The organism is Fibrobacter sp. UBA3629 (genome assembly GCF_002374005.1).
In the GTDB taxonomy this organism is placed as follows: domain Bacteria; phylum Fibrobacterota; class Fibrobacteria; order Fibrobacterales; family Fibrobacteraceae; genus Fibrobacter.
Window position 1 is genome coordinate 46,479 of the sequence record NZ_DFLC01000019.1, and the last position, 11,949, is coordinate 58,427.

The 11,949-nt window shown below is 56.3% G+C and carries 12 protein-coding genes and 1 tRNA gene; 7 read left to right on the plus strand and 6 right to left on the minus strand.

What is annotated here, in order from left to right:
* Window positions 1-81: 81 nt before the first annotated feature.
* From B2310_RS06695 to B2310_RS06715, 5 genes are all read right to left on the minus strand, one after another.
* Window positions 82-1,599, minus strand: a complete 1,518-nt coding sequence (locus B2310_RS06695) for an esterase (RefSeq protein ID WP_290729856.1) — start codon at window positions 1,597-1,599, stop codon at window positions 82-84.
* A 204-nt stretch (window positions 1,600-1,803) separates the two neighbouring features.
* On the minus strand, window positions 1,804-3,096 hold the full coding sequence (locus tag B2310_RS06700; protein WP_290729858.1) for a TolC family protein: 1,293 nt from the start codon (window positions 3,094-3,096) through the stop codon (window positions 1,804-1,806).
* A 103-nt stretch (window positions 3,097-3,199) separates the two neighbouring features.
* A tRNA-Val gene (locus tag B2310_RS06705) sits at window positions 3,200-3,274 on the minus strand.
* Between the two features lie 50 nt (window positions 3,275-3,324).
* Complete coding sequence (locus tag B2310_RS06710) at window positions 3,325-3,789, minus strand: PTS sugar transporter subunit IIA (RefSeq protein WP_173366093.1); 465 nt, start codon at window positions 3,787-3,789, stop codon at window positions 3,325-3,327.
* Window positions 3,790-3,910: 121 nt separating this feature from the next.
* On the minus strand, window positions 3,911-4,675 hold the full coding sequence (locus B2310_RS06715; protein WP_173381142.1) for a type I 3-dehydroquinate dehydratase: 765 nt from the start codon (window positions 4,673-4,675) through the stop codon (window positions 3,911-3,913).
* A 96-nt stretch (window positions 4,676-4,771) separates the two neighbouring features.
* On the opposite strand from B2310_RS06715, the gene B2310_RS06720 reads away from it, so the two are divergent.
* From B2310_RS06720 to B2310_RS06745, 6 genes are read left to right on the plus strand one after another with little or no spacing between them, the layout of a single operon-like run.
* Window positions 4,772-5,353, plus strand: coding sequence for an ATP-dependent Clp protease proteolytic subunit (locus B2310_RS06720; RefSeq protein ID WP_072809322.1), 582 nt, complete (start codon window positions 4,772-4,774; stop codon window positions 5,351-5,353).
* Entirely contained in the window at window positions 5,353-6,273 is a 921-nt protein-coding gene (gene ftsY / locus B2310_RS06725) for a signal recognition particle-docking protein FtsY (RefSeq protein WP_290729860.1), read from the plus strand. The genes B2310_RS06720 and ftsY overlap by 1 nt, the downstream gene beginning before the upstream one ends.
* Window positions 6,274-6,299: 26 nt before the next feature.
* Entirely contained in the window at window positions 6,300-6,641 is a 342-nt protein-coding gene (locus tag B2310_RS06730) for a hypothetical protein (RefSeq protein ID WP_290729862.1), read from the plus strand.
* On the plus strand, window positions 6,638-7,129 hold the full coding sequence (locus B2310_RS06735; protein WP_290729864.1) for a thioredoxin family protein: 492 nt from the start codon (window positions 6,638-6,640) through the stop codon (window positions 7,127-7,129). The genes B2310_RS06730 and B2310_RS06735 overlap by 4 nt, the downstream gene beginning before the upstream one ends.
* Window positions 7,126-8,277: a glycosyltransferase family 2 protein gene (locus B2310_RS06740; protein WP_173366089.1), complete on the plus strand. Its 1,152-nt coding sequence runs from the start codon at window positions 7,126-7,128 to the stop codon at window positions 8,275-8,277. Before B2310_RS06735 ends, B2310_RS06740 begins: the two co-directional genes overlap by 4 nt.
* Before the next feature lie 3 nt (window positions 8,278-8,280).
* Entirely contained in the window at window positions 8,281-8,739 is a 459-nt protein-coding gene (locus B2310_RS06745) for a hypothetical protein (RefSeq protein WP_290729866.1), read from the plus strand.
* Window positions 8,740-8,830: 91 nt separating this feature from the next.
* Here the strand turns inward: B2310_RS06745 and pflB are convergent, their stop codons facing one another.
* Window positions 8,831-11,092 (minus strand): formate C-acetyltransferase, encoded by a 2,262-nt coding sequence (gene pflB, locus B2310_RS06750; protein WP_173382905.1) that lies wholly within the window; start codon window positions 11,090-11,092, stop codon window positions 8,831-8,833.
* Window positions 11,093-11,500: 408 nt separating this feature from the next.
* Between pflB and B2310_RS06755 the strand changes: the two genes are divergently transcribed.
* Window positions 11,501-11,949: alanine--tRNA ligase-related protein (locus B2310_RS06755; RefSeq protein WP_290729868.1), on the plus strand; the 449-nt coding region annotated here is incomplete at its 3' end.

An 11,949-nucleotide genomic window follows, 5' to 3' on the forward strand; every position in this document is an offset into this window, starting at 1 on the left:
TCTACAAAAACAAATTTACAGGGATAAAGAAACGGCCCCCCGATGAAGGGGGACCGCTTGGGTTGGTTATGGAGGTACTCTTTAGAACTGTTCGAAGAACTTGCGGACTTCTTCGGGCACCCAGGTGTTCTGCCAGTTGCCGTTGTCGTAGGCGGTCCACTGGTGCTGACCGTTCCAGCTGCAGAACTTGACCGGGAAGCGTTCGTCGACGGTTGTGAAATCATAGCAGAGGTGGCCGGCGCCGCCGACTTCCTTCGGCTTTTCTGCGCTGGCATCGGTGAAGTTGCCATCTGCATCGGCCTTACCGTTGTTTTTGAGGATGCGCTTGAGTGCACTGTCACGAGCGCGGTTGTATTGGCAGGTGCCGTCGTTCTTGCCGTGCACGGCCATCCAGGCGATAGGCTTGCCCTTGTTCTGCGGCAGGTAGATATTGTAGTCGGCCGTTGCATACACGGCCACGGCGCGCAGGCGGTGCTGCATGTCCTGGGCCATGGAGTTGGTGACCATGGCGCCGAAACTGAAGCCCGTCATGAAGATACGGGTGGTATCGATGCAGTAATTCTCTTCGAGAGTCGTAATCAGCTGGTCAATGAACTTGTGGTCCTTGTCGCTGCTGACACTCCACGGCATGCCATCGGTATCGCCACGCGGGGCGACAAAGATGTAGTTGCCTTCCGTATCAAGCTTCTGCTGGCCGTAGTACGGAGACGGATGGTCCTGGTCCGGATAGTGGTGGACGAAGTCCTCGGCGTTAGAGCCCATGCAGTGCATGGCGAAGAGCAGCTTGTAAGGTTTCTTGTTGTCGTAGTTCTTCGGTAGCGTGATGAAGTATTCGCGGTTGTCGCTGCCCACTCTCATTTCGAAGCGGTCGCCGTTTTCGACGCTCTTGGTCTTCTGCAGCTTTGACGTCGTGCCGCAACCTTTACTCGGACGCGGTTCGTTCTTCAGGGCGTAGCCGAAGGTGAACTGTTCTTCGCCGCTGGTTATCTTGTTGAGGAAAATGTTGAGATTCGTGTCGAGCGTGCTGAGCGCCATGGAGAGCGTGTCGTAGCCGTCGGCGGAGATGATGAGTTTTTCTCCCGGTTGGACTTCCTTCAGCAGGGCACGGCCTTTGCTATCGAAGGAATTGGTGTAGGTTCCGTTTGCGCTGAAGCGGATGGTCTGCTTCACGCTGCCCATGGAAACCTTCGCAAAGTAGGTTCCTTTCGCCTTCACTCCGGAGGAAAGGTCCACCTGGCCTGCGCCATAGAGGGTCTGGCCAAACACGTTGTTGCCCATGGCGTCAAAAATCTTGACCTGGATGGGGTTGCCCCCGTTCTGGGAGTAAGAGAGGATTCCCGAATTGATGCTGATGTAGCCGGGGGCCTGCATGGGGTGCAGCGCGTCGGGCGGCGGGGTAATTGTATCCTGTTCGTCTTCGTGAATGGTGAACTTGCCTTCCGCATCTGTTGTCGCGGTCTTGTTCTCCTTGAGAAGCTGGACCTTGGCTCCGCTGATGGCGGGGCCGTTTATACTACCGTCGGTGACGGTGCCGCTTAGGGTGTATGCGGATGCGGCAGATACCGCGAGGGCTACTCCAATAACCAGAAGATTCTTCATCTTCAACTCTCCTTTTTTTAGAATATCCCAATACTCCACCCTCAAATCTACCCATATTTATGTTTAAATCCACTGCATGTAAATTTTAGTTTATGGATAAATTGTCCACGCTATTTTGAGAATCGAAACGCGAAAAAAAGAAAAACATGAAAAAAAGAACGCCGCTTTTTCCGGCGTTCCTGAACTTTTTTCGGTGCCTTGGAACTAGTCCAGCTTGCCCTGGTACAGGTCGAGCACCTTACGGGCGAGCAGGCTTGTGTATTTCGCGTTCACGAGCGTCACCTGCGCCTTCTCGAGGTTGTTCTTCTGGGTGAGGTAGTCGGTGTAGGTGAGGGCGCCAGCGTTCCGCTGTTCCTCGGCCACCAGGAGCGCCTCGTTCTCGGCTTCCACCTGGAGTATTGCCGCCTTCCACTGCATGTCGGCGCTCACCGCGTTCAGGTAGAGCTTCTCGATGTTGTTCTCGAGGTTCTTTGCGGTCTCTTGCATGCCGAGCTGCGCTTCCGATTCGCTGACCTGCGCGAGGAGCACCTTGTTGCTTGTGGACCCACCGTCGTAAATGGGGATGTTGATGCCGAGCGATACGGAATTCTGCCAGCCGTACTTGAGCTGGTCGCCGTATGCGCCCGACTCCCAAGCCTGGAGGCCCGTGCTGGAGTTTGCCCCGAGCGTTACCGTGATGGAACTTCCCTTGCCCGCGACCTCGGTGTTCTTCTTCGCCGCGCGAACCGAGATGCTGTCGGACTTGAGGCCCGGGTGCTGCTCCCTGACCGCCTTCTTGAGGTCGGCGAGCGCGGGTAGCGGTTCGAGAGAATCGGGGGAGGCGATGGAAGATTCCGGTGCGGAGATGTCGAATTCGGCGTCGTCGCCCAGTTCCAGCAGCTGCCGGAGCGATGTTTTCGCGGTACTTACCGCAAGCTGCGCCGAGAGTTGCGCCACCTGCTTCTGCAACACGTTGGACTGGCTCTGCGTGAGGTCCTTCTTGGTGATGGAGCCCGCCTCGAAAAGCTTGCCGTAGTGCTCGAATTCCGCCTGCGAGAGTTCCACGGATGCGTCTGCGGTACGAAGGTTCTCCTGTGCGGCGAGCAGGCTCATGTAGGCGTTCAGCACGCCTTCCTGGATGCTGCGTTCGGTCTGCTTTGTGGCGAGTGCGGCGGACTGCTTCTTGAGCTGGTTCACTTCGACGGTGGCGCCGCTCACCCCGCCGTCCCATAGCGTGTACGAGCCCGAAATTCCGAGGCTCAGGCGGTAGTGGTCTTCGTTGTGGACGAAGGGGTGGTCGTAGAGCGTGTTCTGGATGCTGGCCGAAACGGTGGGGCGGTTGCCGATGCTTGCCTGCTTGATGTTGATTTCGGCCTGTTGTTCGCGGAGTTTCGCGGTCTCGAGCGAGAGGCTCTTTTCCTTCGCCTGCTTGAGGCATGCGTCAAGCGTCCAGGTGTCGGCCTGGGCGAGGGTTGCCGTCATGAGGGTCGCGAGAATGATAGCCTTTCTGTTGTTCATGCCATTTAGATGCGCGGATGCAACGGTGCGTTGCGTGTCCGGGGTGTATAAGATAAAAAAAACAGAAACGGAAAAGGCCCGGACGATGCCGGACCTCTTCGAGTGGACGGTACTGGATTTGAACCAGTGACCTCTGCCGTGTGAAAGCAGCGCTCTAAACCAACTGAGCTAACCGTCCAAAATGGTAGCGCAAATATAAAAAAGGTGCTTGACCTTGTCAAGGGGTGACTACAGGTACTTGTCTTCGGCGCCGCGGAGGATGGTAAGGAACTCGGCCGGGGTCTTGGCGGCGATGAGGTCCTTGCGCACGTTGCCGTCGGCCAGGAGGCGGCTCACGGAAGACAGCGCCTTGAGGTGGGGGCCCACGGTGTTGCCCGGGCTCACGATGAGGATGAGCAGGTAGACCGGTTCGCCGTCGAAGGAAGCGAAGTCGAGACCGTTCTCGACAGTGGCGGCCACCATGCACATGCGGTCTACGTAGTCGATCTTTGCATGGGGGACGGCCAGCCCGCAACCGATACCGGTGGAGCGACTCTGCTCGCGGTTCCAGACGGCTTCGAAAATCTCGTCGCGGTGTTCAAGTTTGTAGGCGCTGCAGAGCGTGTCGACGAGCTCGTTGAGGATGTCCTCCTTCGTCTTGCTCGCGGAGTTGATCAAGATGCAGTTGTCTACGAATCTTTCAGAAAGTCGCATTTTGTTTTTCCTTATTCTATCCCACCAAACTTATATTTTAGAAAAATTTAACACAAATTTCGAGATTGTATTCATAAAATAATTTTTGGACCCTGCGAAGAGGGGCCGAAATGTCGAATTATTAGAATTTTGACAGCAAATCTGCAGTTTCGAAAGGCGAATTCAGGTCTTCGAGCGCCTTGATGGCCTTTTCCATGTGCGCAACGTCCACCTGGCCGGGGGCCTGCGCCTGCCCGATTGACCCGTACGTGAGGTTCGCCCCCTCCTTGAGCGACCAGATGCGGCTCGCCTTGCCCGTTTCGCCCATCCCGAACGCGGCGAAGAGCTCGAAATTCTGCGAATGGATGCGCGCGAACTTGTACAGGCGCTCGCAGTCGGTTTCGCTGTTGCTCATGGCGGCAATCTTCAGGCCGTCGGCCTTCATGCGCAGGCAGTCGCGGGCGAAGTCGTCCAGTTCCTGCAGGTTCGGAATGCGCAAAAAATTGTGCTGCGATACGAGAATCTTTGTCTTGCGGAGGTCGGCGAGATTCTTGAGGTTCTTGAAGTCGTACAGGCAGTCCTGCTCCAGGTCGAGCCATTCGGGCACATCGCCTTCGGCAAGAATCTTTGACCAGAGCGGGATGCGCGAGTACGCGTCCTTGTCGGGGAACCTGCCGCCGTCCCGTTCCAGGCGGATGGTGCCTACCTGCATGGCGCCCGGGGCAATCTTCTTCACGCGCCTTGAAAGCGCGGGCCATTCCTTTTCGGGAAAGAAGTCGTAGCGGATTTCGAGCGCGTTGCATGCCTCGATGTCCAGGAACACGGGGTTCATGGAGTCTTCTTCGATGGCGGAGAGGACTTCGGGGCCGATGAGGCCGACCAGGATTTTTTCGTTGCTCGCGGGCATGCGTTAAATATAGGAATTTGGCGCTTTACAATCCGTGCTTCCGGGACGATAATAAAATGAAATTTCTAAATTATACCCGAACAAAAAGGATTTATTATGGCCGATTGCAACGAAAAGAAAGAAAACCAGACTCCGGAAATGATGAAGAAGGCGGAAGAGTTCCTCGCTTCCAAACGCCGCATCTTCTTGTGGGGCGGTGTCGATGACGAGAGCGCCGAACGCATCGTGAAGCAGCTTCTGTACCTGGATTCCCTGAACCACGAAGACATCGTGTTCTTCATCAACAGCCCGGGCGGCGTGATTTCTAGCGGTCTCGCCATCTACGACTGCATGAACGCCATCCAGAGCGACGTGGTTACGGTCTGCTGCGGCCAGGCTGCCTCGATGGGGGCGGTCCTCCTCACTGCCGGTGCGAAGGGCAAGCGCGTCGCATGGCCGAACGCCCGCATCATGATTCACCAGCCGCTCATTCACGGCGAGATTGTGGCTCCCGCGAGCGACATCCAGATCCAGGCCGAAGAAATGCTGCGTATCCGCGGCATCACGGGCAAGATCCTTGCCGAGACCTCGGGCCACACGATCGAGGAAATCGACCGCGACACCGAACGCGACAACTTCATGAGTGCCGAAGAGGCCAAGGCCTACGGCCTGGTCGACAAGGTCGAGAGCTTGGTATAATGGGACTTTTTTCTGCCATCAAGAGCGGTCTTGCAAAGACGCGCGACGCCCTCATGGGCGAACTCAAGGGCATTGTCGGCGCGGGCAAGATTACCGACGACACGCTCGAGGAACTCGAGGAACACCTGATCAAGGCAGACGTGGGCGTGGAAGCCGCGTTCCTGCTGACGGATGCCCTCCGTGAACAGGCGCTGGGCAAGTCGCTCACCACCGAGCAGGTGCTCGACATCATGCGGAGCGAGGCGGAGCGCTTATTGAAGGACCCGCCGCTGTTTGAACTCAAGGGCAAGCCGCACGTGGTTCTCGTGATTGGCGTGAACGGCGCCGGCAAGACGACTACGATTGGCAAGCTCGCCGCCCGCTGGATAGGCGAAGGCAAGAAGGTGATGATTGCGGCCTGCGACACGTTCCGCGCCGCGGCCATCGAACAGCTGGAAACTTGGGCCGAGCGTAGCGGTGCAGAATTCGTGAAGCACCAGGAAGGGAGTGACCCGGCAGCCGTCGCGTTTGACGCGTGCCAGGCCGCCGTCGCCCGCGGGTGCGACGTGGTGCTGATTGATACCGCCGGCCGCCTGCACAACAAGGACTACCTGATGGAAGAGCTCAAGAAGATAGTCCGCGTGGTGAAAAAGGTGAACCCGGATTTTCCGCACGACATGTGGCTCGTGATAGACGGGAACACCGGACAGAATACCATCAACCAGACGAAGATTTTCAACCAGAGCTTCCCCCTGACGGGCCTCGTGGTCACCAAGCTCGACGGGACTGCGCGTGGAGGTGCCGTGCTCAGCATCGCAAGTTCGCTCCAGATTCCCATCCGCTGGATTGGCATGGGCGAGCGCATCGACCAGCTGGTGCCCTTCAGCAAGGCCGAATACGTGGAAGGCCTTTTCGAGAACGCGCTGGAAGAGAAAAACTGACGGAGCGGATTGCGATGGCGTTGCCGGTGCGAAAATTCCTTGTTCCTCTATGCTGCGCATTTGCGCTCCTGGCGGGCTGCTCCGACGATGCCCCTTCGGTCGATAAGAAACTGGTGAAGGCGTTCGTCGAGGTGCGGATGGCCGAACAGGCCTATGGCAAGGAGGCTCCGAACGTGAGACTGGCGCGCCGGACTATCCTTCAGAAATACGGCTACGACACGGAGTCGTTTGCGGCTGCCTGCGACAAGGTGCTTGAAAATCCCGAAAGCTGGGTCCCGTTCCAGCAGGCCGTGGTGGAACATGTCGATTCCCTGCTTGGGATTCCGAAACAGCCCAAGGATGACAAGAAAAAGGGGAAGAAAAAGTGAGCCCGCGCCGCCTCTCCATCGCTGGCCTCGTCTGTGCGGTTCTGCTGGTCCCTTCGGTTCCGGCATTGTCGGCCGTGCCCATGCAGAAGCCCCAAGTCCATTGGATGAGCTATTCCAAGGCCCTCGAAAAGGCGAAACAGAATCCGAAGCTCATCTTCGTGGACCTGTATGCGGACTGGTGTCTCCCTTGCCGAGTCATGGATGCGAACGTCTATTCCGACTCGACGGTCGCCTCTCTCCTGAACGACAAGTTCTATGCGGTGAAGCTTGACGTGGAATCCAAGGAAAAGATTGCGTGTGACGGCGAGCATAAGATTGTGAAGGATTGCATGACCCAGGTGTGGGAATTGAGCACTTTGCCGTCGTTCGTGCTGCTCGCTCCCAAGGGGCTTTCTATATTGACAGTGACGGATTCCATGAGTCCGCAGGAAATGCAGTCTCTCCTGTACCAGTTTTTGGCGAAGGAAGAGGAATGGAGCAAGCGATGAACGAACAGGTCCTTTTTTACATACAGGTTGCCTACTGGGTGCTGTTCTTCTTGCTTGCGCTTTGTTACGGGATATTCCCGGTGACGCTCCCGTTCGTGAGTGAACTGTTCAAACGCCGCCGTCGCCACATAGACGAACATTTCGAATTGCCGAATGTCTCGCTCCTCATATCTGCGTTCAACGAGGAAGGCGTCATCGAGAGGAAAATCCAGAATATCCTCGAAATCGACTATCCCAAGGAAAAACTCGAGGTGCTGATTGGCGACGATGGCTCTGCCGACCGCACCGCGGAGATTGTCGCGCGCTACGCCGACAAGGGCATTACCCTCGTGAAGGCGCCGAAGAACGCGGGCAAGGCGGCGATGCTCAACCGTCTGCAGAAAATTGCGAAGGGCGATATCCTTGTATTCTGTGACGCGAACACGATGTTTTTCCCGAACGTGGTCCGCAAGTTGGTGGAACCCTTCAAGGACAAGAAAATCGGTTGCACCTGCGGTCACCTGATTCTTTCGGACAAGAGCGGGACCATGCTTGGACAGGGCGAAAGTTCGTACTGGGACCTGGAATCCGAAATCAAGAAATTCGAGGGGATCCTGGACCGGCTCATCGGCGGTAACGGCGCCCTCTATGCCATCCGCCGGGAACTCTATACGGAACTGCCCGTAAAGAAGAGCGTCATGGACGACTTCTTCATTACGACGAAGATTCTCCAGAAAGGTTATTTCTGCACGTTTGTCGCGAGCGCCATCGGAACGGAGCAGACGTCGAAGGAAGGGAGCGGCGAGTTCCGCCGCAAGGTGCGTATCGGGCGGGCGAACTTCAACTACCTGCTTTCTTACCTGCCGCTCCTGAACCCGTTCAGGCCGCTGCTTGCCTACCTCTTCTTTTCGCACAAGATTCTGCGCTGGTTCTCCCCGCATATCATTATCCTCCTGTTCGTGCTGAATGCACTGCTGCTACCCCTGGGCTTGTTTTACCAGGTGTCGTTCGGTCTCCTTGTGCTCGCGTTCCTCATTTGCGTCACTAAGGCCGTACCCAGCGCCTATTATTTCATGTCGATGAATTTCGCTCTCCTCAAGGGGTTCTTCCTTTCGTTCTCCCGCGAAAAGAGCGGCGGCTGGGCTCGCGAAGCCCGCAGCGACGAGTAGCTTATGAAAAAATTCCTGACTGCTATTTTGTTTGCGATTGCGTTTGCCGCGATTCCGGCGAACGCCTTCACGATGGATGTTCAGGGTGGAGTTGTAAACCATGTGAGTGAACTCTCGAAGTTCAACATGAGCTTTTACGGGCACCTGTGGTATCCTATCGACCAGATGCTCTTTGTGGGGTTTGGCGGCGGCTACCAGGAGCTTGATAACGTGGGCTACGTTCCGCTTTCTGGCAGTCTGTGGGTGCGCCTCCCCATCGGGCGGCAGGTGCTCCCGGTCGCGACGGGCGATGTCGGATACATGATAGGTGAGCGCCACCAGATGTTCTGGCGTGCGGGCGGCGGCGTCGATATCAAGAACGGCGACTATTCTTCCATCCTGGTCATGGGCGGTTACGAATTTCTCAACCACGATGGGCACGGGTACGCCTTCTTGCAGATAGGTGTCCTGATAGAGCTGTAACGAGATTGCCTTCCCATTTTTGCAAACCGGAATCTGTTTGCACGAAAAAAGCCCCCTTTCGGGGGCTTCCTGATAATTGCGATAAGCGTTATTACAGCACGCCGTGAGCCTGGCGGGCGATCACGTCGAGCTGCTGTTCGCGCGTAAGCTTGATGAAACGCACCGCATAGCCGGATACGCGGATAGTGAAGTTCTGGTATTCTTCCTTCTCCGGGTGCTCCATCGCGTCCTTCAGCTTTTCGATGCCGAACACGTTCACGTTCAGGTGGTGGCTGCTCTTGCCGAAGTAGCCGTCGAGCACCTGCATGAGCTTTTCCGTGCGTTCGGTGTCATTGCTTCCGAGTGCGGCGGGGTTGATGGTCTGCGTATTGCTGATGCCGTCGAGGGCGTATTCATAGGGGAGTTTCGCCACCGAGTTGAGGCTTGCCAGCAGGCCGTTCTTTTCGGCTCCGTAGCTCGGGTTCGCACCCGGGGAGAGCGGTTCGCCTGCCTTGCGTCCGTCTGGGAGCGTGCCAGTCGCCTTGCCATAGACAACGTTGCTTGTGATAGTGAGGATGCTGGTTGTCGGCTCGGACTTGCGGTACGTGGGGTTCTGGCGGATTTTCGCCATGAACGTCTTGAGCAACCACACGGCGATATCGTCGGCGCGGTCGTCGTCGTTTCCGTAACGTGGAAAATCGCCTTCGATCTGGAAATCCTGGGCAAGTCCCGTTTCCTTGTCGCGGATGACCTTCACCTTTGCATACTTCACGGCGCAGAGGCTGTCGACCACGTGGCTGAAACCTGCAATGCCGGTCGCGAACGTACGGCGCACGTCGGTATCGATGAGTGCCATCTCGGCTGCCTCGTAGTAGTACTTGTCGTGCATGTAGTGGATGAGGTTCAGCGTGTTCACGTACAGGCGGGCAAGCCAGTCGAGGTAGAGGTCGAACTTGTGCACCAGCTCGTCGTAGTCGAGGTATTCGCTCGTGATGGGCGGGTACTCGGGGCCAATCTGCTGCCCCTTGCAAATCGCTTCGTCCTTGCCTCCGTTGATGGCGTAGAGGAGCGTCTTCGCGAGGTTCGCACGGGCACCGAAGAACTGCATTTCCTTGCCGGTCTGCGTGGCGGACACGCAGCAGCAGATGCTGTAGTCGTCACCCCAGATGGGGCGCATCGTGTCGTCGTTCTCGTACTGGATGGCGCTTGTCTTCACCGAGATTTCGGCGGCGAACTTCTTGAAGTTCTCGGGCAGGCGCGGGCTGTAGAGCACCGTGAGGTTCGGTTCGGGCGAGGGGCCCATGTTCACGAGCGTGTGGAGGAATCGGTAGTCCGTCTTCGTTACCATGTGGCGTCCGTCCTGGCCGATACCTGCGACTTCGAGGGTCGCCCACACCGGGTCACCGCTGAAGAGTTCGTTGTAGCTCGTGATGCGGGCGAACTTCACCATGCGGAGCTTCATCACGAAGTGGTCGACGAGTTCCTGGGCTTCCTCTTCGGTGAGGATTCCCTTCTGCATGTCGCGGTTGATGTAGATGTCGAGGAACGTGGAAACGCGACCCACGCTCATGGCGGCGCCGTTCTGTGTCTTGATGGCGGCGAGGTATCCGAAGTAGAGCCACTGCACGGCTTCGCGGGCGGTCTTCGCGGGCTGCGAGATGTCGTAGCCGTAGATTTTTGCCATTTCTTTCATGCCCTGGAGCGCCTTGATCTGTTCGGCGAGTTCTTCGCGCTGGCGGACGACTTCTTCGGACATGTCGGTCTCGTCGGTGAGGGCCTTGTCGGCCATCTTCTTCTCGATGAGGTAGTCGATGCCGTAGAGTGCCACGCGGCGGTAATCGCCCACGATTCGACCGCGACCGTAGGTGTCCGGAAGCCCGGTGATGATGTGCGCCTTGCGGGCCGCGCGCATGGCCGGGGTGTACGCGTCGAACACGCCCTGGTTGTGCGTCTTGTGGTAGTCCGTGAAGATGTGGTGCAGTTCTTCGCTCGGCGTGTAGCCGTAGTTCTTGCACGATTCTTCGGCCATCTTGATGCCGCCGAACGGCATGAACGCACGCTTCAGGGGCTTGTCCGTCTGCAGGCCCACGATCTTTTCGAGGTCCTTCATGGCGTCGTCGATGTAGCCTGCCTTGTGGCTCGTGAGGCTGGAAACCACGTCGGTGTCCATGTCGAGCACGCCGCCCTTTGCAATCTCCTGCTTCTGTAAGTCTTGGACCTTGTTCCAGAGCTTGTTTGTAGCGTCTGTCGGCCCTACGAGGAACGACTTGTCCCCGTCATATTGCTTGTAGTTCTTCTGGATAAACAGGCGGACGTTGATGTCCTCTTTCCAGCGCTGGCCTACGAAGCCATCCCATTCTTCCTTGACAATCATGCTTTACCTTCTTTGCATCCTTATTCAAAAAGTCCTTGTTTTTTCCAAATTTACCAAAAAGAAAGGGCAGTTCTGGGGTGTTACGGGCCTTGCTTCTCGGTTTTCTTGTTTTTGTAATCATTACAAATATAAACAATAAATTATAAATTTGCAACCGGGAAATGTCTTTTTTTTGTAACTTGTTGAACCATAATGATATATTGAAATGCGAAGTTTTGGATATGTGATACTGTTGATACAGTCTGGTTTGGAAATTTACGTTTTTTTTACGTTGAGAGGAAAAAAAATGTGTATTTTTAAGGCATACTAAATGTTCTCCTCCTAAAGGAATCCCTGGACTTGTCCGGGGGTTTCTTTTTTTTGAATGAAATTTCTATCTTTACGCCCGAAAAATAAAAGGGACACATTATGCCTACTATGACTTCTGCGCAGGTGCGCGAATCTTTCATCAAGTTCTTTGAATCCAAGGGCCACCTCTTTGTGCGTTCTTCGCCGGTGGTTCCGCATGACGACCCGACGCTCATGTTCACGAACGCGGGCATGAACCAGTTCAAGGCGATTTTCCTGGGCGACAATCCGAAGGGCTGGAAACGCGTATGCAACAGCCAGAAGTGCCTCCGCGTGTCCGGTAAGCACAACGACCTCGACGTGGTGGGCCGCGACAACTACCACCACACCTTCTTCGAAATGCTCGGTAACTGGAGCTTCGGCGACTACTACAAGAAAGAAGCCATCGCCTGGGCTTGGGAACTTTTGACCGAAGTTTGGAAGCTCCCGAAGGAACGCCTGTTTGCCACCGTGTACCAGGACGATGACGAAGCCTGGCAGATTTGGAAGGACGTGTCCGGCCTCCCGGA